The sequence below is a fragment of the Rhizobium pantanalense genome (assembly GCF_030182525.1).
In the GTDB taxonomy this organism is placed as follows: Bacteria; Pseudomonadota; Alphaproteobacteria; order Rhizobiales; family Rhizobiaceae; genus Rhizobium.
The window spans coordinates 262,820-285,489 of record NZ_JAQJCH010000004.1; the positions used below are offsets into that span (position 1 = coordinate 262,820).

24 protein-coding genes are annotated in these 22,670 nt (G+C 55.9%); 13 read left to right on the top strand and 11 right to left on the bottom strand.

Annotated elements, in window-relative coordinates; all coding sequences use genetic code 11:
* Positions 1–2: 2 nt before the first annotated feature.
* Genes PH558_RS13045 through PH558_RS13055 form a run of 3 tightly spaced genes read right to left on the bottom strand, consistent with a single transcriptional unit; the run spans position 3 to position 1,512 of the window.
* The gene (locus PH558_RS13045; protein WP_095433292.1) at positions 3–305 is read right to left on the bottom strand and encodes a TrbC/VirB2 family type IV secretion system protein; all 303 of its coding nucleotides are present in this window, start codon (positions 303–305) and stop codon (positions 3–5) included.
* Positions 302–970 carry a lysozyme family protein gene (locus PH558_RS13050; protein WP_285204768.1) on the bottom strand — a complete coding sequence of 223 codons (669 nt, stop codon included), beginning with the start codon at positions 968–970 and terminating at the stop codon, positions 302–304. Before PH558_RS13050 ends, PH558_RS13045 begins: the two co-directional genes overlap by 4 nt.
* A 2-nt stretch (positions 971–972) precedes the next feature.
* Positions 973–1,512, bottom strand: coding sequence for a hypothetical protein (locus PH558_RS13055; RefSeq protein WP_285204770.1), 540 nt, complete (start codon positions 1,510–1,512; stop codon positions 973–975).
* A 99-nt stretch (positions 1,513–1,611) separates the two neighbouring features.
* Between PH558_RS13055 and PH558_RS13060 the strand changes: the two genes are divergently transcribed.
* On the top strand, positions 1,612–1,965 hold the full coding sequence (locus PH558_RS13060; protein ID WP_095436095.1) for a helix-turn-helix domain-containing protein: 354 nt from the start codon (positions 1,612–1,614) through the stop codon (positions 1,963–1,965).
* A 73-nt stretch (positions 1,966–2,038) separates the two neighbouring features.
* Here the strand turns inward: PH558_RS13060 and PH558_RS13065 are convergent, their stop codons facing one another.
* The 5 genes from PH558_RS13065 to PH558_RS13085 form a co-directional block, all read right to left on the bottom strand.
* A complete protein-coding gene (locus tag PH558_RS13065) occupies positions 2,039–2,854 on the bottom strand; it encodes a winged helix-turn-helix transcriptional regulator (RefSeq protein WP_285204772.1) in 816 nt (271 codons plus the stop codon).
* Positions 2,841–3,614: a 3-oxoacyl-ACP reductase FabG gene (gene fabG, locus PH558_RS13070; protein ID WP_095433295.1), complete on the bottom strand. Its 774-nt coding sequence runs from the start codon at positions 3,612–3,614 to the stop codon at positions 2,841–2,843. The genes PH558_RS13065 and fabG overlap by 14 nt, the downstream gene beginning before the upstream one ends.
* A complete protein-coding gene (locus PH558_RS13075; RefSeq protein ID WP_285204773.1) occupies positions 3,611–5,323 on the bottom strand; it encodes an acetolactate synthase catalytic subunit in 1,713 nt (570 codons plus the stop codon). Before PH558_RS13075 ends, fabG begins: the two co-directional genes overlap by 4 nt.
* Entirely contained in the window at positions 5,320–6,681 is a 1,362-nt protein-coding gene (locus tag PH558_RS13080; RefSeq protein ID WP_285204776.1) for an aspartate aminotransferase family protein, read from the bottom strand. Before PH558_RS13080 ends, PH558_RS13075 begins: the two co-directional genes overlap by 4 nt.
* Positions 6,682–6,778: 97 nt before the next feature.
* Positions 6,779–7,483, bottom strand: coding sequence for a GntR family transcriptional regulator (locus tag PH558_RS13085; protein WP_113410169.1), 705 nt, complete (start codon positions 7,481–7,483; stop codon positions 6,779–6,781).
* Between the two features lie 228 nt (positions 7,484–7,711).
* Between PH558_RS13085 and PH558_RS13090 the strand changes: the two genes are divergently transcribed.
* The 6 genes from PH558_RS13090 (at position 7,712) to PH558_RS13115 (ending at position 12,936) form a co-directional block, all read left to right on the top strand.
* A complete protein-coding gene (locus PH558_RS13090; RefSeq protein WP_285205017.1) occupies positions 7,712–8,818 on the top strand; it encodes an ABC transporter ATP-binding protein in 1,107 nt (368 codons plus the stop codon).
* 3 nt (positions 8,819–8,821) lie between these two features.
* Positions 8,822–9,721: an ABC transporter permease gene (locus PH558_RS13095; protein WP_285204777.1), complete on the top strand. Its 900-nt coding sequence runs from the start codon at positions 8,822–8,824 to the stop codon at positions 9,719–9,721.
* 97 nt (positions 9,722–9,818) lie between these two features.
* Positions 9,819–10,571 (top strand): ABC transporter permease, encoded by a 753-nt coding sequence (locus PH558_RS13100; RefSeq protein ID WP_483314151.1) that lies wholly within the window; start codon positions 9,819–9,821, stop codon positions 10,569–10,571.
* Positions 10,572–10,656: 85 nt separating this feature from the next.
* Positions 10,657–11,688: an ABC transporter substrate-binding protein gene (locus tag PH558_RS13105; protein ID WP_285205019.1), complete on the top strand. Its 1,032-nt coding sequence runs from the start codon at positions 10,657–10,659 to the stop codon at positions 11,686–11,688.
* Positions 11,689–11,694: 6 nt separating this feature from the next.
* On the top strand, positions 11,695–11,898 hold the full coding sequence (locus tag PH558_RS13110) for a hypothetical protein (protein WP_285204779.1): 204 nt from the start codon (positions 11,695–11,697) through the stop codon (positions 11,896–11,898).
* Positions 11,899–12,189: 291 nt separating this feature from the next.
* Positions 12,190–12,936, top strand: a complete 747-nt coding sequence (locus PH558_RS13115) for a hypothetical protein (RefSeq protein ID WP_285204780.1) — start codon at positions 12,190–12,192, stop codon at positions 12,934–12,936.
* 509 nt (positions 12,937–13,445) lie between these two features.
* On the opposite strand, the gene PH558_RS13120 is transcribed toward PH558_RS13115, so the two are convergent.
* A complete protein-coding gene (locus PH558_RS13120; protein WP_285204782.1) occupies positions 13,446–13,694 on the bottom strand; it encodes a hypothetical protein in 249 nt (82 codons plus the stop codon).
* Positions 13,695–14,004: 310 nt separating this feature from the next.
* On the opposite strand from PH558_RS13120, the gene PH558_RS13125 reads away from it, so the two are divergent.
* Both PH558_RS13125 and PH558_RS13130 read left to right on the top strand, forming a co-directional pair.
* Positions 14,005–14,442 carry a hypothetical protein gene (locus PH558_RS13125; protein ID WP_285204784.1) on the top strand — a complete coding sequence of 146 codons (438 nt, stop codon included), beginning with the start codon at positions 14,005–14,007 and terminating at the stop codon, positions 14,440–14,442.
* 489 nt (positions 14,443–14,931) lie between these two features.
* Positions 14,932–15,831, top strand: a complete 900-nt coding sequence (locus PH558_RS13130) for a nucleotidyltransferase and HEPN domain-containing protein (RefSeq protein WP_285204786.1) — start codon at positions 14,932–14,934, stop codon at positions 15,829–15,831.
* 232 nt (positions 15,832–16,063) lie between these two features.
* On the opposite strand, the gene PH558_RS13135 is transcribed toward PH558_RS13130, so the two are convergent.
* Positions 16,064–16,333, bottom strand: a complete 270-nt coding sequence (locus PH558_RS13135; RefSeq protein WP_285204790.1) for a hypothetical protein — start codon at positions 16,331–16,333, stop codon at positions 16,064–16,066.
* A 403-nt stretch (positions 16,334–16,736) separates the two neighbouring features.
* Between PH558_RS13135 and PH558_RS13140 the strand changes: the two genes are divergently transcribed.
* From PH558_RS13140 to traG, 4 genes are all read left to right on the top strand, one after another.
* Entirely contained in the window at positions 16,737–17,459 is a 723-nt protein-coding gene (locus PH558_RS13140; protein WP_285204793.1) for a winged helix-turn-helix transcriptional regulator, read from the top strand.
* Between the two features lie 249 nt (positions 17,460–17,708).
* Complete coding sequence (locus tag PH558_RS13145) at positions 17,709–18,968, top strand: 8-amino-7-oxononanoate synthase family protein (protein WP_285204794.1); 1,260 nt, start codon at positions 17,709–17,711, stop codon at positions 18,966–18,968.
* On the top strand, positions 18,965–19,498 hold the full coding sequence (gene rctB, locus PH558_RS13150) for an SMa0974 family conjugal transfer regulator (RefSeq protein WP_285204795.1): 534 nt from the start codon (positions 18,965–18,967) through the stop codon (positions 19,496–19,498). The genes PH558_RS13145 and rctB overlap by 4 nt, the downstream gene beginning before the upstream one ends.
* A gap of 284 nt (positions 19,499–19,782) precedes the next feature.
* A complete protein-coding gene (traG, locus tag PH558_RS13155; protein WP_285204796.1) occupies positions 19,783–21,696 on the top strand; it encodes a Ti-type conjugative transfer system protein TraG in 1,914 nt (637 codons plus the stop codon).
* A gap of 72 nt (positions 21,697–21,768) precedes the next feature.
* Here traG and PH558_RS13160 read toward each other — a convergent pair whose 3' ends face one another.
* On the bottom strand, positions 21,769–22,632 hold the full coding sequence (locus PH558_RS13160) for a glycosyltransferase family 2 protein (protein ID WP_285204803.1): 864 nt from the start codon (positions 22,630–22,632) through the stop codon (positions 21,769–21,771).
* Positions 22,633–22,670: the final 38 nt, after the last annotated feature.

Here is a 22,670-nt window from a genome sequence, read left to right on the forward strand (position 1 = left end):
TCTCAGCCCCCGGAAATCGTGCTGACGATCTGCGAGGCGCCAAAGAGAATGCCGATACCAAGCACGACATAGGCGGCCTTGCGAAGATCGAGATAGCCGAACATCCAGGCGATACCGACGATGATGACGGCGATCGTTGCCAAGAGCTTGGCGACGTTGCCGGTGAGCAAGGTGACGATATTCTGCAGAACCGTCTCGATCCCGCCGGCGCTCTGCGCGAAGGCTGGCTCGATCATGGCGATCGAAAGAACGGTTGCCATCGCAACGGTGGCGCCAAATGCACGAATATTGATCCTCGACATCATTCAGACTGCTCCGGTTGATCATTTTGGAAGACCAGCGCAGATGATTGCCGCGCTACATGGAAGACATCCCAAGACGGTGGTTTCACCGACCGTTCGGGCAAAGACCCTTCCTCACCGTTCAAGGGCGGATCACTGGCCTGGGATTCTGGAACTATCGACTGCCCAACACTCTGCCCTATCGCTATGGCGGACAGCGTCTTCGAAAGCCGTTTGGCCTCGCTTTGGACCTGATTGTCATACTGGGCCATCTTTCCGACCGAAGGATCGGTGCGCCCGTAGTAGGATTGCAGCATCACGCGCTCAGCCTGTTGCAATGTCGCGCCGGCGCGCACGGCCAAACGATAATAACCATCGAGCAGTGTCGCCGTTGCCTTGAGGTTGAGGCACGGATCGAAGGCATCCGCGATACTGAGATCAAATTTCTGCAATTCGGCGATACCAATGCCGCCAAGCCCTAGCTGGACATCTTTATGTTGCGCCATCAGCACCGTTGCGGTTTCGACCGCTTCGGCTTTGTTCTTTGGCTGTTCATGGAGAGATGAACTTCCTCGCACGCGAATATCAAAAGGCTGGAATTGGCTTTCGAGACTGACAACCGCTGCAAGCGTTTCGATCGCAATCGCCGGCGCGCAGGTCTGGGCAAGATCGGTGAAGGAGGCGGCCATGATCAGTACCACACCCGCTGGCTTCCAACGCCGTCGATGGTCACATCGACATAATGAGGCTCGGATCGCACATTCGGCCGCGCCGTCGGATAGCCCATGCACTGAACGTGCCGGCCATCCCGCTGCCAACGCGCCGATATCACCAACCCATCGTCTCTAGCGCCACTATTACGACCGGAAGCGCAATAGCCGCCGTCAACCTTGGAAAGGGTTCGCGAAACGCAGGTCTCCTGTTGGCCGCGCTCGCCATAGCGTGTCGTCAGGCGATAGCTGTCACTGCAGAAATAAGGCTCGTAACCAGGACGCGATGCCCTGAAGCCGACACCGCTGCAGGTGGGAAAGGAATGCCCCTTGGCAAGCTCCTGCCAGAGCTTGCTGATTGGCGGACGGCAGGCGGCATATTGTGTCGGTCCACCCGGATTGGAAAGGCACAGGATAACCTGACATCCCCAATCATCGGCGCGCGCATGCCGCTCGGAAATGAGGTATAAAGGGCTGCAGCCGGCAATGGCGAAGATTGTTCCAACCAGAAGGCGTTTCATCAGCATGATCCTTCGATGTGGCGATATCAAACGATCCGTCCGACGACGAATCAGACGTCGTTGATAATTTATACTTACTTATATGATGCAGTTAAAAAGATGACAAGTACCCTAACCACGCAGTGGCACAGTCTTTCGTTCGCAGCCTTCATCCTGCATGAGATCATGGATAATCCGCAGGAGGACGAGACACCGCAATCGCGGCTGAAACAGGTCGGCATGATGAGTGTTCTCTACATCATGAACCAAGCTCACCAGGCGCTAACTATCTCAAATATAGTCGAAATTACCAAGCTCACGCGCATGGGCGTGACGGAGACAATTGAGCCGCTGGTAAAGCGCGGGATCCTGACGGAGACGTTCGTGAAGAATTCCATGGGGCGCGGAAAGGCCCGTCAATTTGAGATCGCGCCAGAGATTTTCGAGAAGCTAAGGAGCTTTCAGGCGCGGTGATTGATCGCCTTCGCGGCCGAATCAAACTGAATTAAAATAATCAATAAAACCCGGAAACGTCCAAACAAAGCGACTATGCTGATCTGCGTGGCCCGCTCTTTCGCAAGCCCCGTGGCTTGAACACATAGCCCGCTGCATGGACGGTGCGAATGGCAGCATCACATCCGGGCAACTCTCCCAGCGCCTTGCGCAAGCGACCAATGTGAACATCCACCGTTCGCGGCGTGACTTCGGCGGAAGCCGGCCAAGCCGAAGCAATCAGTTCGGAACGGCTGCAGAGCTGTCCCTCCCTGTTCATCAGGTGACGTAGAATATTGAACTCGATGGGTGGCAGCGCAAAGTCGCGACCGTTGCAGTGTATTCGGCGACTGTCGACATCGACTTCCAGGTCAGCAAGAGCCGGTGACGCAACTATTTTCGAGTTGACCGTTTCCATGGCCTCTTCCGTCGCCTGCCTGAGAGATGTCAGCAACTTCTCCGGTGAAAGCGGCCTGAACAGGCAGTCATCAACACCGGCTTGCAGCAAGGCCAGATGAAGCGGCTGCGCTTCGCTTCGCAAGATCGCAATAAGACGGACCTCGTTGTCGTGTGTTGTGGATCGCCTGATTTCGCCACATATGGAAACGGCATCCTGGGTTTCGTGGGTGCAATCGAAAAGGACGGCACACGGTAAGCGTTTCGCGCAGGAAGCCAGAACATCGTTGGCACTGCAAGCCAAAGAGGGAATAAAGCCTTCCGTCTTCAGAATATAACTAAACGGCAGAAACAGCTCTGCATCGGAGGTCCAGATAATGACTTCGTTGCAGGCCGCCACTTCGAGCTTCGCCGCCGCATCGGAGCGCTTGAAGTTGGGCGCGCCGGTCCGTGTTACGGCTCTAGGCTGGCGCATATTCGCCCCCGTTGATATCGAGGATTGCCCCATTAACGAAGCCGGCTTCCTCTGACGCCAGGAAGGCAACGGCAGCGGCGATATCCTCCGGCGTTCCCAATCTGGCAGAGGGAATGCGTGCAACCGCGTCCCGATTGGTTGGCGTATCGGGATCGCCAGTCAAGGGCGTCAAGATCCTGCCGGGCGCCACGAGATTAATGGTTATGCCGAAAGGACCACACGACCCGACAAGCGCGCGCATCAGGCCGGCCAGTGCTGCCTTGCTGGCGGCGTAAGCGCCACCGGCGATGCGAGGGCGCGTGCGCCCAGCGAGCGATCCGATCAAAATGATGCGTCCAAATCCCGCGTCTCGCATTCCCCTGACGACTGCCTGACAACATAACATGGTGCCGGTCAGATTCACGGCCAGCACTTCGTTCCATTCCTCCAGCCCGATATCCTCGAACCGCCGTGGACCAGCAAGGCCCTTGGGCGATATCCCGGCGTTGCAGACGAGAATTTCGGCGTCTCCCCAGTTGGATGAGAGCTCATCGAAGAAATTGGCAACAGCCGGAGGATCCGACAGATCGACAACTCGGCCCAAGACCCGTCCAGATCCAAACTCCGCGGACAGCGCCGCAGTTGCGTCAGCCACAGTTTTAGCGCTGTGACTGAAGACAGCGACGCAATGCCCCGCCGCCAATAGCTTTCGCGCCGTCGCCAATCCAATACCGCTCGTGCCTCCTGTCACGACGGCGATGCGAGACGGCTCTGGCATCATGCTGCCTCATCCAAGCCGGCAAACAAGGACAAAGCGGGATGAGCTTCAGGATCTGTCATGACCTCGATAAACAGCGGCCCCTTGCCTGCCAGGCCACCCTGTAGATGAGCCGTGAGCTCGGCTGGATCCTCAACGCGAACCGCCGGGCATCCGCAGGCTTGAGCGATCTTCATATGATCGACAGGCGCAAAATGGCACGCCGACGTGAAGCGCCCGAACTTCACGGTCTCGGCATCCCGCTGGAAACCGAGGATACCGTTATTGAGAAGGATGATGGTTATGGGAAGATCGGAACGAACCATCGTTTCCATCTCCGCCCAGCTATGGGCGAACCCGCCATCGCCAATGATGGCAACTACCGGACGCTCGGGTCTAGCTGCCTTTGCGCCAAGAGCCAGAGGCAGGCCCCAACCCAGCCCCGCAAGACCGCGCGGCGTCAGGAACCGCATTCCTGAGTCAAGCGATCGCAATTGGCCGACGACCCACATCGATGAATAGCTTGCATCCGCAACGACGGTCGTCTGCGGTGTCAATGACGCCTGCAGTTCTGCCATGATTCGTTCCGGGCGGATCGGCGAGGCAGTAGCATGCACGAGCTGATGCCGATCCTCATCGAACCGCCGCCAGCACTCGGCTATGCGGGTGGTGACGGCGGTCCGTTGGTCTCGACGTTGGGATAGATCTTGCTCGTTCAGGGCATGAACAAGCTCTCTGAGGGTCTCGCGCGCATCCCCGACTAGGCGCAGCGCTTGATAATTACGGCCGATCTCCTGAGGGTCGACATCGATGTGGATCACCTGAGTCCCAGCAGGAATTTGTCGCCAGCTATCCGTGCCATTTTGATTGGTTCGCGTTCCAATTAGAATGACAAGGTCTGCCTCGCCGACGAGGGCAGCCGTATGGCGCCCGAGTGACCTGGGACCCACGAGTGATCCTAAGACGCCAGCAGAAAGCGGATGATATTCATTAACGGCACCCTTGCCCATGTTGGTGGTCAAAATTGGGAGTACAGCCAGATCCCGCAACATGGCCAGTTCATGGCACGCATCGCTGCCGAGGACACCCCCACCCGCGATGACTACGGGATTGTGAGCATTCGCGATCAACTCCGCTGCCCTTTGCAAACTCGCGCGATCGGGGCACGACCGATCAAGCGGCCAATGGCCAAGATTCAGAGATCGTGAAGGCGTTGTGAGACCAAGCTCCGAGCGCAACAGATCGGCAGGCAACAGCAACGCAACCGGCCCGGGTCGACCGGAGGCAGCAGCAGTGAAGGCGGCATCAACATAGTCCTCGATTCGCTCCGGAACCATGACCCTGCGCACCCATTTCGTGCAGGATTGGAAGAGCGCGATATGGTCGAGCTCCTGGAACGCGTTCCGATCCATCTGATCGCGCTCGACTTCCTGCACGAGTGCTACGATCGGAACGCTCGCCTTCAGCGCTTCGGCCATGGGGGGCACGAGCAGCGTGGCGGCTGGGCCATTCTGGGCGGCCACCACGCCGATCTTTCCGGATCGTCGAGCATAGCCGTCGGCCATGGCACCGCCCATATTCTCCTGGCGGTAGGCGACCTGGCGAATGCCTGCCGCTTCGGCAGCCAGGATGAGCGCTGATGGTAGGCTTTGGGCAAATATATGGGTGACGTCATGGCGCACCAGCGAGCGAGCCAGGCATTCGGCGACAGTTTCCAAGGAATTCGTGGTCATGCGATTGCTCCAGCAAAATCGGCTTCGTGGGTTTCGAGGAAATCGCCGAAGACTTCGACGATCAAATCGAGATCGGTATTTGTCATTGCCGTGGAGAGGCACGCGGCGGCTCCAAAGGGCAGGAGTATATCGTGCTGACGGAAGTGGCTTGTCAGATTGGTCATCCAACTGTTCTGTTCCGGTGTCGGGAAGGCCTGCCGATAGTCACGGGGAACCTGCCGCTTCGGGTGGATGCGGAAAAGCGAAGCCGAACCGGTGACGATAAATGGGGCGTCGTGACGCACGATCGCGGCAGAAAGACCGTCGCGCACACGCGCACCCATTTCATCCAGACGCTCGAAGCTTGCCGATGTCAGTGCCTCCATGGCCACCCTTCCCGCGACCATTGACACGGGATTGGCCGAAAAGGTTCCGCCCTGTGGCACCGCCGGCCTCGCGCCCAAGCCTGAAAACACCCCCATCACTTCCTTACGGCCACCAATCGCGCCGACCGGAAAGCCGCCGCCGATGATCTTTCCGGCAGCGATAAGATCCGGCACGAGCCCGAAACGCGCCGATGCACCGCGATATCCCTGACGCAGATTCAGCACTTCATCGGCTACGACGAGAACGCCATATTGCCGGGCAAGATTGGAGACAGCTTCGATGAAGGCCGGCTCAGGGGCGAGCAAACCCGCCCTGCTCGGCATGGGATCAATCAGGATGCAGGCAAGGTCGCCGCCCGACGCGGCTAACCGTCGCTCCAGGCCTTCGACATCATTGAAACGGATTACATCGACCTCTTCGGCAACGCTTTGGGGTGCCCCGGCATATGAGGTTGCGGATACAGGGCCGTCGGCTGGTCCCCAGGATGCAGGCGATGCGCCCTGGCTTACCTCGGCCCAATCATAGGCGCCGTGATAGGCTCCTTCGACGCGGGCAATGCGCGACCGCCCTGTAAAGGCGCGTGCCGCCTTGATGGCGAACATGACGGCCTCGGTGCCGCTATTGACGAAGCGGATCTGCTCGATCGCGGGAATGCGCTGCACGAGTAATTCCGCCAATCCCAACTCGTGTTCCGTCGGGTTGGAAAAGCAGGTTCCTTTTTGCAGCAGATCTGCGATTGCGTCGGCGACGGGCAGGTAACCGTGACCATGGATCAGCGTCGTGAAATTGTTATTGAGGTCGAGGAGCCGATTGCCGTCGACATCAATCAGATAGGCACCCTCGCCACGGGAAATATACGTCGGCAGAGGATCGCGCTCGATGGTGACACGCGTGGTTCCATCGGGAAACACGATCTGCCCTCGCTCGAAGAAATATTGCGAGCGCGATCTGAGCGCTGCGCGCCGAAATGATGGAAAATCCTGATGTAGCATGCCTTGCCCTCTCGATGGACAGATGCGCGTTCGCATCCCGTTCACATTTTTGTTGCAACAAACAAACACGGAGAGAAGGAAAGTGCAACATAATTATTCAGCGCCGAGAGAGATTCCTTTGATCGTGGTCAGCGGTGATTTTTTTCATCTGGCGAAATCCATCACGAATGTCGTTCTCGATGGCAGCGCGCGCAGCGGCAGCATCCTTTTCAACGAGCGCCTCTATCGCGGCACGATGGTTGCGAGCACCGTGGCGGGTCTCAGAAAATTCTGGGTAGAGGCCATTAAATGACGCACCAACCCGCAGCCACAGGGTCTCGATCGTCTGCAAAAGATAGGGCATACCGCTCAAACGGTAGATCGCAAAATGGAACTCCTTATTGTGCCAGAGGGCGTCGAAATAACGCTTTTCGTCCAGTGCAGCGTCAATTTTCGCCTGAAGTAGCTCCAGTTCTTCGATCGTCGCCTCGCTTGCGGCCTTGACGGACAGCGCCGCCGCAAGCCCTTCCAGGGCCAGGCGCATCTGCGTGATCTCCTCGAGATCCGACAATCTTAAGTGAGGAACGATAACGGTTTTCGGGCCGGAGTAAATGAGCGCCCCATCGATCACCAGGCGGTTGATGGCATCACGAGCGGGGGTCGTGCTGACATCCAGCATTTCCGAAACCGCACGGATCGTGAGCTTATCTCCAGGGGAAAAAGCGCCTCGGATCAGTCGTTCCTTCATGTTGCCATACGCCATTTCGCCCAAGCGATTGGGCTGATGTCGGTGGTATCCTTCGTCTTCCGAGGCGATTTCCATGAAAATTTCTCCAATTTCCTTTGACAAACGTTCATTTTGTTGCAACAAAAATGAAAAGCGACGTGCTTGCAAACATTATGTGACATTAAAAGTCATACCACGTTCGCAAATTTCCGTCTTCCCAAAGTTCAATTCGGGAACCGGACCAAAAGCCAAGCGATCGGTGAACGAGTTGCGGGGCTGGCGCAAACGACAACGTTCATAACGACAACAATAAGGAGAGGGACTTTGATTGGTGAAGCACTTACGCTGCAAGGGCTTGAAAAGCGATATGACACATCGCTTGCAGTGGATGGCATTTCGCTTGCCATCCGGGCGGGTGAATTCCTGTCGATCCTTGGTCCTTCGGGCTCCGGCAAGACGACACTACTAACGATGATCGCCGGCTTTGAGAGCCCGAGCAACGGCCAGATCATGATCGGCCGGCGCGACGTTACCTATGTGGCACCAAACAGGCGCAACATCGGTATGGTGTTCCAGCGCTATGCGCTTTTTCCGCATTTGACGGTGGCGGCCAACATCGCTTTTCCGTTGCGCATGCGCCGAATGGACAAAGATCTCATCAGCCGCAAGGTGAAGGCGGTACTGGCGCAAGTCCACCTCGACGGCTATGGCGATCGATATCCCCATCAACTCTCCGGAGGCCAGCAGCAACGCGTCGCCGTCGCTCGGGCAATCGTCTTCGAGCCACCTGTTCTCTTGATGGACGAACCCCTTGGCGCCCTCGACAAGAAACTGCGCGAGGCGCTGCAATTGGAAATCAAGAGCTTGCAGCAACGCCTTGGGGCGACCGTCGTCTATGTGACGCATGATCAGGAGGAAGCACTCACCATGTCTGATCGCGTTGCGGTGGTGGCAGAAGGCCGGCTGGCTCAAGTGGGATCGCCGCTCGATCTTTATCGCTCGCCTGCCTCAGCCTTTGTCGGAGACTTCATTGGTCGCATGAACTTTCTCGACGGCGAATATCTTGGTCAAGATAACGGGAAGTACATGGTGCGGCCAAAAGGCGGCAACGTCGTTGCAACGGCGGCCGCCGAAGACGGGGCCAGTCCCTTTGCCTCTCGTCAAGTTGTCACTATCGCGGTTCGCCCCGAACGGTTGTCGCTAGCGCCCCATGGTCGCGACCGCGGCGCCATTCTGACGGGCACCATAGATGCGACTGTTTTCGCCGGTTCGTTTTTCCTCTTCTTCGTGCGAACCCAGAACAGCGATGACCGCCTCCTCCAGATCCAGATGCCCGTCGGAAATGTAGCGGCAGGACTTCATCAGGGAGACTTGGTTGACGTCATCCCAGAAGTCAACGCCTTGCGGCTGTTTGCAAAAGCGGAGGTCTAATCCATGGCATCATCCTTCGCGAGACAATCGGCCGGCAGTTTCCGCAACTGGATCCTCACAGGATCGAGCCAACATTATTCGCCACTACTGGCCATCTTGCTGATCCTGCCGCTCCTCCTCCTTTTGGCGGGAGGCTTCGTCTATCCAGTGGTCAGGCTCATCGGCATCAGCTTTTCCGGGGAAGCCCCGCTTGCTCCCTACCAACGTGTCTTCGACAGTCCACTTTATATTCAGGTCCTGCTCAGAACCTTCCGCATCGCAGCGATCGTGACCGTTGCCTGTTTTGCAATCGGATATCCGACCGCCTATGCGATCGCGCGCATGCGCGGCAAGTTGGTAAAGCTGGGAACGGCATGCTTATTCATTCCGCTATGGACCTCGGTGCTTGTCCGCTCCTATGCCTGGATCGTGCTGCTAGGTCGAAACGGCATCATCAACGACGGGTTGATCCAACTCGGTGTTATCTCGACACCCTTGAAAATGCTCTATACGGAGGGCGCTGTCATTCTCGCGATGACGCATGTGCTGATGCCGTTCATGATCCTGCCGATCCATTCGGCCTTGCGTTCGGTGCCGAGCGCGTATGAGCAGGCGGCACGAAATCTCGGCGCAAGCCGGATCGTCGCCTTTTGGCGCGTGACCTTTCCACTCAGCCTATCCGGTGTTTTCGCCGGCTGTGTGATCTGCTTCATTCTCGCCATCGGGTTTTACATCACGCCCGCCCTAGTCGGTGGGCCCGGCGCGTTGATGATGGCGACCCTGATCGGCCAGCAGACAATCGTCCTTCTGGATTGGCCATTTGCGGCCGCCCTGTCAGTTATCCTGCTCACCGCGACGTTGCTGCTGGTGCTGCTCTTCCGCCGCGCACTTTCTTTCAGCAAAGGTTTGAACAGTGTCCATTGAATCTGAACCCTTGACGCAACGATTGGCAACACCGTCATCCGAGGCTCGCCGGTATCGTTCAGTCTTGCCATGGATGGCACGACATGCATCCAATCTGATGATTGCGGCGGTGCTGTTTTTTCTCGTCCTTCCGACGCTGCTGGTGATACCACTGGCACTCAGCGACGCCTCGTATATTACGTTCCCGCCGCAGGGACTGACCCTCCGCTGGTTCGAGGCGTATCTGTCCGATCCCGACTGGCTGCGCTCGACCGTTTTCAGCCTACAGATCGCCGCACTAACCACTGTGGTAGCGACGACCATCGGGACGATGGCGGCCGTTGCTCTTGTACGTGGCAAACTACCGGGCAAGGCGCTGCTCCAGGCCCTATGCCTTGGGCCGATGATCGTGCCGGCAATCGTCTTCGGCGTGGCGCTCTATTTGGTCTTCTCGCCTCTACAACTAACAGGAAATTTGACCGGATTCGTCCTTGCCCATTCGGTGCTGGCGGTACCCTTTGTGGTTATCATCGTTTCCGCAGCGTTGGAAAGAATGGACCCGCTGCTGGAACTGGCGGCGTTGAGCTGCGGAGCGGGGCGGCTCAGAGCCTTCTTTGCCGTGACACTTCCCAATCTGGCGCCGGCCGTCGCGACGGCTGCGGTCTTTGCTTTCCTGACCTCCTTTGACGAGGCGACCGTGGCATTCTTCATCTCGGATACCGGCGGGAAGACGATCAGCCGGAAAATGTTCGAGGACATCGATTTCAACCTGACACCTGTCATTGCCGCCGTCTCGGTCATCATTGTTGCCGTCTCGCTGCTTTTGATGGGGTCCATACATCTCCTGAACAGTCGCCGGGAGCAACACTAGCGGCAAAAACGCCCGCTGTAGGCGGGATAATAAGAGGGCAACATTGATGACAATAAGAGCAGCCATCCGGCTGAGCGGCATTGCTATGCTTTGCGCAGCCATTCTTCTGGGAGAAACGCCCAATCCAGCCTCTGCCAGCGAGCAGGTCGTGATCGCCACGACTGGCGGCGCCTATGATGCGGCGCTACGCAAATGGTGGTTCGAGCCGTTCACCGCCAAGACCGGTATCCAGGTGGTTTCCGTGGCGGCAACCAACGCGGAGATGCGCGCCAAGGCGACCGCGATGGTGAAAACTGGCAATGTCAGCTGGGATCTCTACCCCGATGGAGAAATCCAGGTGAGCTCAAAGGATCATCTCGCGATTTCCGAACCGCTTGACGGTTTTTGCGCCCAGTTTAAGGACCGCCAGGATCTTGTTCCCGATGCCTGCATCCCGGCCGGCGTGCGGTTGTTTTCGACAGCCACATTGATGGCCTACGATCCGCAAGCCTTCAAAGGCAACCAGCCGGTCACCTGGGCGGACATGTGGGATACTTCAAAGTTCCCCGGCGGACGCTCGTTTCCGAATTTCGACGATCCGTGGCGCGTCATGGCGGCTGCCCTTTTGGCAGATGGGGTCAAACGCGAGAACCTGTTTCCGCTCGACGTTGATCGCGCCTTCAAGAAGCTTGACGCATTGCGACCGTCCATCTCACTCTGGTGGAAAACCGGGGATCAGAGCGTCCAGGGGTTCCGTGAGAACGATTACAGCATCGGACAGATCTGGCTAACGAGGGCAAGCGCGCTCAAGGCAGAGGGACGTTCAATCGCCTGGTCGAACAAGGCGGCATTTCTGGTGGGCGATCGTCTCACGGTTATCAAAGGGGCACCCAATCGGGACAATGCAATGAAGCTCATCGCCTTCTGGCTGGATTCCCCGGACATCCAGGCCAAGGTTTGCGAGGCATTGCTGTGCACGCCGCCTAGTAGCGCGGCGATTATGATGATGCCGCAAGCAGTTCGCGACCAGATGCCGAGCGCCGAAGACGTGCGCGACAGTATAGTCATTCCAGATGCCAAATGGATCAACGAGCATGCGGCAGAGTTGCTGGAGCGGTGGAACAACTGGGTTCGCTAAAGCAGGATGACGCGTGAAAACATTGGGTATGGTCATGCGGAGCCACGACGCCTGGACGACGAGATTTTAGCGATTGTCTATCGGATGACCTTAGGGGTCAGAGCCGCCCGGTTGGTCAGCACTGAACACCACGCGTTCCGCTATGCGCTGACCGAGGAAGGCGATAAGGAGGCCAAGCTCGCCAAGAAATGGCGGATGTTCGCGCCATAAATTATCGCGATTCGACTGTCAGTCGAGCGGACAACTGTCGCTGGAAATATCGGCTGTTTCAGCGGCAAACTGTTTCTGATGTCGCGGTTTAACGGACGTAAGGCTTTCGAATCTGCCGGAACTATTTGTTCCCCCAGATTCGAAGCCTTACGTCCCAAAGTTGCGCCGGTCACCCAATTTGGGCGGCCTACCTTCACCGCAGGTTGGGCGTATGTAATCATAAGGCGAGTTAATGCCATCGACATTCGCGCCGAATCCACTAAAGATGATATCACGCCTAGGGAGCTTGTAATGGGGAAGCCACAGCGGCCGGCGATAATGGCGCGACGAAAGCCTGGTAAGCGGACCAAGTCTGGCCCAGCACTGCCGCCCTGGATCTACTTCGTCGCGGCCATTGCCATTCCCGCGATCATCGAATTCCTTATCCCTAGACCTTGGGCTCACTTTCCCTGGGTAGTCGGCCCAATTGCTTGGCTGGTGACACTTGTGGCCACGATCTCTTTTCTTCGGTCGCTGATTACTCGCAAAGGGCTAACTTTAGGATCTGCGGGCAGTTGCATGGCTCTCGCGGCCTTCATCGTTGCCGGTACGGTATACTTGTGGGCGCCGCCGATAGCGTTTGTATTGACGCTGTTGATCTCTCAGGTAGCAGCGACAATCATCTTCATCATGCTGGCCTTTATCTTACGGAGGCTTCAAATCGGGATGGATTCTCTACTCCATCTAGAAATTCGCCCTCTTATCCTGAACTTGGAAATGGGCCGTCAGTGGCTACGGCGCGCTCTGCCGGCTCTGGTTTTATGGAACGGTCTAACGCTTATTTTTCTCCGGACTGGATGCAAAGATCTCACCTTGCCGACAGACGTTCGCAGGTGCATGGATGGCGAAGTCTTAATGGGAATCCATGGACCCTTTTCGAACATCTACTACGCGGCATACTTCGGGATGATGGCTTTTGCGGCACCCGTTGTAGTTGTCGTTCAAGCGCTTTGGCGCCTTGCGAAGCGTTCTTACGATAAGAATGAGATGTCGCTGTAGCGGGATGCCGGAAGACAATAATGTAGTTATTGAGATCGCGGCATCGATATAAAACGCATCATCAGGGCAGCGAAGGCTACCGGCGGCGACGGCTGGTCTGATCAGGAAGCCGTTATCATCGTAAACGGCTTTGAAAGGGAGCGAGTACAATGACGCGGACTAGAGCTCTACAGCTCGCAAGGCGCTACTTTTACTGGGTAGTGGGAGGATATCTTCTGTTCGCCGTCATCGTATCGGCGAGTGCAAGCTCCTATAGCGTTCCGGAAGGTGCTCCGCTGAACTTGCCTTCGATCGTCAATGCTCTGGAACGCACCTGGATGATAGGATGCGTCGTGCTGCTTCCTATGCTCTTCCCATTCGCATTCACTGGAATGGTGCTTCTTCAGCGACTGGACGCCAGAAAACCAGAGTTCATGCGCCAGATGCGAGCATCGCCGATTGGCCGGTTTTTGCTGATTGAAGAACTGCTTCAACGACCATCCGGTCAATCCTAACGGCCGCCAGTCGAGTCAGTGACGCCGGCCAAAGTAGAACATCAAAGCCAGAAGCAAAATTACAGGAATGCCAACGATACTGGAAAGCACCGCATATGCCCAGAGATCCTGGGCCTCGCCAGTGCATTGAGCAAAAGGACAGACAACCTGCGCGGTCGTAACCAACGCCAAGAAGGCGACCGCGAGCAGGATTAGGAGTGCCAGGATCGCGAAGGCCAACGTCAACGCCATAATGCGATTGATAAACCTAGTGGCCGCTTCCATTGCCTGACCCTTTTTTCGGCTGAGCCTTCCGGCTTTTTACATGAGCTCAATTGTACAAGCCAATGGCCCTCGAAAACCTTCGACCCCTTCAGCCGGCTATCCAATTCGGCAAATACTCGCGGGCCAACTCCCGGCTTTCCGTGACGGTGACGTTCTCCCCATTTCGCCTTCGCCGCAGCGGTGTAGTTAGCTGCTAACATGTTGCTGCCTTCTGATCGATTCGGTGCGAATTGCATAGATTGCCGTTCGAAGTTCAGCCACTCTCATGCCGTGCATTTCTCAAGAGCCGGAAAGGCCCACGTCGTCAAATATGGATCATCCGACCGATCCCAACATCGATTTGATCGAGATGAGAGAAGCGATCGATGACGTTCCGCGCGACGAATCCACTGCGCAACTATGGCTGCTGGCTGTGATTGTTGGAAGCTGCCTGATCTTCGGCATTCTTGTCTTTGATATCTGGTCATGGCGCATCAATCACTTCCCGCACGCAGTTGCGACGATCGCCGAAGTGTGGAACCGCGAGGCCATCATAACAGATCAGTTAGGCCGCGAGACTGGGCGGAAAACCATCACGGAAGGCAGAATCGTTTTTACCCGCACACATGCGGGGAAGTCATATCCATGCGAAATGACCATCGAGTTGGGCATACCGAAGGATAGTTTTGCAGTCGGGCAAAAGCTCGATGTCGTTCCAGCTACTGGTACATGTCAGCGAGTAGATATCGTTAAACGGATTCGAGATTGATCCACTAAGCGCAGGTCATCGGAAATGCAGTTTCTCTCGGGGTGGCGCGGCTTCTTACAGCGAAGAGTGAAAGCGTTGTTCCTCATGCCGGCGGCCGAAGTCGAAATACCGGCTTCCTCTTGAAAGAATAAAGCCCGACCAACATTAGGCTTTTTGACCGATCCTGAGGCTACCGCCTGAACGCGTAGCGCTTATTCAGCACCCGTAGGCTGATTGATCTTTATGGGCGACATGTAATGAGACGAACTACGACCTTAATGCTCTGAAGTTAAGCTTGACTTCTTATTCGCAAAAAAGAACATAAAAGGAACGTGCGGAGTTTACCATGATCTATGCAGAGCAAGTTAGGCCCCACCGGCTCCGAATTCAATCTAAGGGCTGAGGGATCTCCTCTCCAGCGCCATCCGGCTGGCATAGATTGGGATATCGGACTGGCATTGTAACCGGATCGTACCTAAAACTGGAATCATCAGAAGGGTCCCGCTCTCCATGAAGTTCAGCCTCGATCATCTACCAGAACGTAAACGGCTCGAATTGTCGCGCATTGTCGGGATCGTGCATGAGGAATTCGAGGATGCGCTGAAGGAAGGCACGGCCGATTTCAAGAAGAAGGGTCGTATCCTCAAGATCATTCTTTTCGGCTCCTACGCTCGTGGCGATTGGGTCGATGAAGAGCATACCGGCAAAGGCTATAAGTCCGACTACGATCTGCTGGTGATCGTCAACAATCGCAAGCTGACCGACTTCGGTTCATACTGGCGCAAGGCGGCCGACCGCTTTCCCCGCATCGTCAAGCCGCCGGTGAGCCTTGCCGTGCATTCGCTACGTGAGGTCAACACAGCACTGAAACTCGGCAATTATTTCTTCAGCGAAATCCGCCGCGACGGTATCGTTCTTTACGAACTCGACGACGAGGAACTTGCCGAGCCAAAGCCGCTCACTCCAGCCGACGAGTATCGCGCTGCTCAGGATCATTTTGAAAACTGGGCCCCTGGTGCGTCGAATTTTCTCCATCTCTCGAGAATGGCCATTGACAGCGGCATGCTCAAAGAAGGTGCGTTCCTACTTCACCAAGCCATCGAGCGCACCTACTCCACGTTGTTGTTGACACTGACCAGCTATAGCCCAGCCTCGCACAACCTCAACCACCTGAAGACGCTTGCCGAGGGCCGCGATCAGCGGCTTGCAGAGATCTGGCCACAAGATCGGCAACGCTATACTGCCTGGTTCAACATCATCAACCAAGCCTACGTGAAAGCCCGCTATTCCGAGCATTTCAAGATCACCGAAGAAGCGCTGGCCTGGCTTGGCGAACGTACGGACGCACTGCAGCAACTAGTAAAAGCGATTTGTCAGGAGCATATCGAAAAGCTGCGGCAAAAGCTCTAAGCGCCGTTAGCAAGCGCTGGTCAACCTTCTTACAGCCGGCCGGCCATGCCGCAATTATCGGGTCATCATCCCCGTCGCTCAGCCACCTCAGAAACTCCCCTCTATCCGCACTCTCATCGCTTAGCGTCGGCCGATATCCGAGCGGTCGGACGTTACCGAGAAGTACAAAGATACGTCGGCCCCGCCCAACCAGTTTTGGCCACGGGAAACCTAATTCAGTTTGACTTCTAGGTTACCGACCCGCGCCGCTCGAAGAGCCGCGGCCTCCGTCCGTTTCGCTAGCATTCAGCAGGCAAAAAACCTTGAACCAGAAATGGCCGTCGGCAGCACGTCCATCCACCTTCGCACCTAAAGCGCACCAAGCCACAGCAAGCGTGGCATCAGTACCATAGGCCGTCTTTGCGGCCAAAGCCGCGAGTGCAGGGTCCTTACCACACCAAATAGAGATGTCATCAGCCGAGGACGGTGGCTGGCGATATTTTGATGTATCCGCAAAAGTCATAGGAAGCTCTCCCGTGAACGTCCGGCACGGGACGAAGTTTGGCCGGACTTTGTTCTCACAAGTGAGTCACGACCGCGAATGTCGCGTATGTCGTGTGATCCCTGGCCACTTCCTATTTCATCTCAACACACATCAACCTCGAATCTTGGGTGAGCCGAGTGAACTCGCTCGCGAAGCGTCTCCTTTTTGATGCAACAAAATTGTGATCGAACAGATATCATTTTCCCTCTTTACGTGCAAGTCGTATTTATGACAGGTAAATTACAGCGATTTTCAGAAAATGTACAAAAAATCGCAATTTGTGCGGGTATTTTTGCTGCGTCAAAATGCTTCAAGGTTATGCCGAATCTCTGACCCTCTCATCTCCGCGTGCTGCCGCCCACTGATCGAAAGGTTATCATCAATGAAGCCACTCATTCTCATTTGTTCCACGGATTACGAATTCTACCTTCTGCTTGCTCAGATCCTCAGCATGAGAGGTTTTAAATCTTCACTGGTGGAAGGAGCCGAGGAAGCTCTCGCTAGCGTGAAATCCGATGATTTGGCGGCAGTGATAATAGACTATCATAACGATGCCTTCCGCATTGGCGATCTTGTCAACCAAATCAGGGAGACATTGACCGACAAAACCCCACCGATCGCGGTTTTCGTGGGAGCAGGAAATCAGCAACTTTATCTGGAAGTGCTCAAAACCGGCGTAAGCGAGATTTTCATGCGCCCCTTCAACCCAGAGCGTTTTCTATCTTATCTGTCAGACTTATCGCCGGACGCGAGTGGGGAATCTTGCATGAAAGGGCCCTCCGGCAATACGCTTATTTATGCGGAAATCACGATGCACCTCGATAGCATGCGCGTCGAGTGCAACGGCATGGACGTCCAACTCAGTCCGATCGAATTTCGCCTTCTTCAGCATTTTCTACAAAAACCAGGCTACGTCTTCAGCCGAGACGCTCTCATCGAGGCTGCATGGCCGCAAGGTACCTTTGTGGAGCCCCGCACCGTCGACGTTCATGTTGGGCGCCTTCGGCGGGGCATGAGACGGGTGTTAGGTCGCGATATTATCCGCACGGTGCGGGCCACCGGTTATGCGCTCGATGAGCGTCAGCATGCAAAGCGGGCTTCGTAAGCGCTGAGATCACGGAGAAGCTCCGTTGAGCATCAACGTGACATTCCGCCTGCTGTGTTTATCAAGCCTTTCGTTTTCGAAATATTGGCGTCACAGAACCTTCGGACAATATTCCCGAAACGATCGTTGTTCGCAGACCCATTCCACGGCAATAAAATAGCATCGCGTCGCCAATTAGATGCGATGTGCTGCGGCAGATGTCCATTTTCTGCTGTGTCGCTGTTCCGCTACCAACAATTGGATGTTCCCATGAGCGATGATCGTCATTCGCGCACCGCCAAAGCTTTGTCGCGATCCTATCGCAATACACTCAGCGTGATCGCTTCCGCGGATCAAAATCTTGCTGCTGCCGAGCAGGAGGGAGTCATGGCACTTTACGCGAACCCGGATGACGATCGCTCCGTGTTGTTGCCCACTGTGCGTCAGAAGAGAAAAGTGATTGACTTCGTTCGCTGCTCTTATCTGGGCCTCGACAATCATCCGCTTATCCTCGAAGGCGCAATAGAGGCGGTGCAGCGATACAAGGCGCTCCATTGGTCCTGCGCAAGAACGAGGCTTAATTTCAGCCTGCTAGGCGAATTGGAAGAAGCTCTTTCCGACTTATTTGCCGCACGGGTTATAACCTACACGACCGTCCTCGCCGCCAATATGGGGGCTCTGCCGCTCCTCGCCTCTGGATACCTCACTGACAACAAAAGACCGACGGTCGTTTTCGACCGATTAGCGCATGCGACGCTTGCGCTTCACAAACCGGTCGTCGCCGATGAAACACCGGTCGAAACGATTGCTCATAACGATCTGAACGCACTTGAGGATATTTGCCGGCGCAACGATCGCGTAGCCTATGTCTGCGATGGCGTCTATTCAATGGGCGGCAGCGCGCCGATTGCAGACCTTCTAGCACTCCAGGATCGGTATGGCCTATTTCTTTATATCGACGATGCCCATGGCATTTCCTTATTCGGAAAGTCTGGGGAGGGATTTGTACGGTCCCAAGTCGGCGCAGCCCTTGGTGAGCGCACAATCATTGCCGCATCGCTCGGCAAAGGCTTTGGAGCATCGGGCGGCTTGCTGATGCTCGGCACTCCTCGACAGGAAGATTTGTTCCGGCGCTTCTCGATCGCCTACGCCTTTTCCGCGTCGCTTAATTTAGCGGCAATCGGCGCTGCCATGGCGTCTCAGGCGCTGCACCGCACTGGTGAGCTCAAGTTGCGCCAGGATGCGCTTGCGGAACGGTTAGCTATTCTCGACAGGATGGTTCCCAGCGAGCAAGCCGGCTCAAAGCTGCCAATCCGCACCATAGAGTTCGGCGACGAAAGACAATCAATTCGTGCCGCGACCCATATTCTCAACAAAGGTTACTACACCTCGGCTATCTTCTTTCCTACGGTCGCAAAGAGAAAGGCCGGCTTGCGGGTCTGCCCTACCGCCAGGCACGACATTCGGGAAATTGAAGGGTTGGGACATGCGATCAACGAGGCGCTCGCCGAACGAGGAACAGATTCATGATCGACCCAATCACCATCATTCTGAATGAGGCCTGGGAAATTAGCCCCAAGGCCAAGATAAAGGCAGATCGGATAGAAATACTGAAATATACTGCCCAAGCCTGCGTCACCTTACCGGATCCCGTTATATGGCTTGAGCAGATTTGCGGACGCGCCGCCGAGCTATGCCCTTCCATAATCTCCAATGGGCTAGAAAAAAGGTTCGACTGCAAGGAGGGAGACCCAATTGTCAGCGCTGCGGATATGATTGCTGAGAGGGCGTGCACGCAAATTCGGGATGGTAGTAGATCTTCAGTCACCGACGGAGCCGGCAGGTTTCTCAACTTCGGCGACGCTTGTGTCATCATACGGCCAACCCACGACGGTTTATTCGTTCGCATTTTTGCCCGAGACCTCGTCATTTTTTACGGAATTCGAACGCTTCTGGAAGGTAGCCTCGCAGAACTCGCGGCCATCTCCAATAAGGCAATCGAATGGTTCCCCGTAGGTCTTGAACCGACACACTTGCCGTCACATCGTCGGGAGCATTAGTTCAGAGATATCGGTTGGAGGTTGGCAATTGGATTGGTGCCATTGCGGCACTTGATGTTGCTCGCCGCCACGATCGCGTGGGCGCGAACCAAATGCATCAATGCTCTCAACATCGCCGTCATAATGTTGCGCGCTCAGTGCGCTGTCCGGCGGTCGAGCAGAAGATTTGAGCAGACACCCGAGCCGGTTCGGCTCAGTAAGCAGATCGTCAGCAGATTAGAACGACGGTGTTCAAAAATGCCTTATCACGAACCGGATACACGACCGCCTGAGAAGGCTTCCTAATGGCGCTGAAGGACAGAATACATCCGAGTTTGCTTCTCATACTAGTGCCGATCACAGTCACAACGTTGACGCTCTATATCACTGCACGGCAATGGCAAGATTTGGCGATCGGCATGCCGTCACGAATCGCCTATTGGTTCTTGCGAGCGGGTCCTCTTCCCAATCTCCTTCTCGGACCTATAGTCTCACTTCTGACGGTTTCGGCATTGCCGCTGCATCGCCGCCGGCCGATCGCTTTTGCGAGCCTTCTTTGCTTTTTATGCGTGGCGGGCTTTTACGTCCTGCGGGAATATGGCCGCCTGGTTCCGTGGGTGGAGAGTGGCGCCGTCATATGGAGCGAGGCGCTCACTTATCTCGACGCCTTTGCTGTTGCCGGAACCATTCTCGGATTTGGTATTGTCGCAATTTCCGCGCGCCTCTCCATGGTCGTTCCCGATCCGATCAAGCGCGCCAAGCGCGGCATTTTCGGCGATGCCGATTGGCTGCCCACGCCAGAAGTCGCTAAGCTCTTCCCCTCGGACGGAGAGATTGTTATCGGCGAGCGCTACCGCGTCGACCGTGATCGCGTGCATAAGTTGCCTTTTGACCCGAACGATCACGGAACTTGGGGGCAAGGTGGCAAGGCTCCACTCATGACCTTCAATCAGAATTTCGATTCCACCCATATGTTATTCTTCGCAGGCTCCGGCGGCTTCAAGACGACCAGCAACGTCATCCCGACGGCACTGCGCTACAGAGGGCCGTTGATCTGTCTCGATCCATCGACGGAAGTCGCACCGATGGTTCTCGAGCATCGCGCCCATGTGCTCGGCCGCGAAGTCATGGTACTCGACCCAACCAACCCAGTCATGGGCTTCAACGTTCTTGATGGGATCGAGAGATCGACGCGTAAGGAGGAGGACATCGTTGGGATCGCCCATATGCTTTTATCGGAAAGCCTACGCTTCGACACCGCGACTGGCTCCTATTTCCAGAACCAGGCGCACAATCTGCTAACTGGGCTTCTGGCACATGTCATGCTATCGCCTGATTACGCCGACCGCCGAAACTTGCGTAGCCTGCGGCTGATCGTATCCGAACCGGAACCGTCGGTGCTCGCCATGTTGCGCGACATCCATGAAAATTCCGCGTCCGCCTTTATCCGCGAGACCCTCGGCGTCTTCACCAACATGACGGAGCAGACCTTCTCCGGGGTATATTCGACCGCATCCAAGGATACGCAATGGCTGTCGCTTGACAATTATGCCGCGTTGGTCTGCGGCAATGCGTTCAAATCGAGCGATATCGCTTCCGGACGGAAGGATGTCTTCCTCAACATCCCTGCATCGATCCTCCGCTCCTATCCGGGCATTGGCCGGGTCATCACCGGCTCGCTGATCAATGCCATGGCACGGGTCGACGGGGACTTCCGCCACCGAGCGCTCTTCATGCTCGATGAGGTCGATCTACTGGGCTACATGCGTATTCTTGAAGAAGCGCGCGACCGCGGGCGTAAGTATGGCGTCACACTGATGTTGATGTACCAATCCGTCGGCCAGCTCGAGCGTCATTTCGGCAAGGACGGAGCGACTTCCTGGGTCGAAGGCTGCGCCTTCACATCCTACGCCGCAATCAAGGCGCTCGATACAGCACGCAACGTGTCCGCCCATTGCGGAGAGATGACCGTCGAAGTCCGGGGACGTTCGCGCAATGTCGGCTGGAGCAATTCCAATAGCAGCACCCGCGAATCCGAAAGCATCAGTTTCCAGCGTCGACCGCTGATCATGCCGCACGAAATCACCCAGTCTATGCGCAAGGATGAGCAGATCATCATTGTCCAGGGCCACCGTCCTATTCGCTGCGGAAGAGCGATTTATTTCCGACGCAAGGAGATGGATAAGGCGGCGAAGATCAATCGCTTTTTTAAGCTCTAGGCTTAGGTGTCGATCGCGAAGCCGATAGCAAATTCCGGCAGCCAGCGTCATAGAGTGTGACTTGCATTGATTTCAAAAAAACCGTGAAATTATGTTTCGAAGGCGCCCAAGATATCGGTGCCTGCCTGCGGCTTCTGTCTCTATTGCAGGAAAGGCTTCCTGCAGCGCAGTTGCAAAAAGTACGGACTCGTGGCCATATTTTTGCAGTATCTGCTCAATCCTACTAGTTTCCCCCCAGCCCCTCACGCCATACAGAAGATATTTCGCTTCCTCTTTCAACAGAAAGGGAAAGTTACGCTGAATGACACTGCACGCCTCCGCTATGATTTCTTCCGGATTGGTGGACGACGTGCCCTCCGTTCCAAACTCGACGAAGACCTGCTCAACCTTGCGGCATGATATATCCGATTTGATCGCGCGATGAACCCACTCTGCATCGGCACAAATTCGGTAGGCTAGATCATACAACCCAACCGCCCGATAAGCCTCGCGAGAAGCGAACATTGCGTTGTGACCAAACGGAATGCCGCTGATCAACGCCGCCGGCCTATATTGTTCATCCGCCCGCAATTGCCCGTCGATCAGGGTCAAGCCTGCAACGATCTCTGCCCCTCGCGAAGCATTTTCCTTCACGACCGAAAGTATGTTCGGTTTGTAGACGTCGTCCGCGCCAAGAACACCGATCATTCCGCCTTGCGCGCGCGAAACACCCTTGTTGATCGCATCGTAGATGCCTCGATCGGGTTCGGAAATAATTGTAAGATTTGCTGATGAAAAGCCCTGCACGATGGAGACTGTCGCGTCCCGAGATCCTCCATCAACGACGATGATCTCCGTGGACACGCCCTGCTGGGAAAGAACGGACTCCAAACATTGTCCGACAGTCTTTTCAGCCTTGAACGTCGGGATAACGACCGTGATGTCGAACTCAGGCATATTCCGCCCCCTACCAGTATTTTCAACTAAGAAATCGT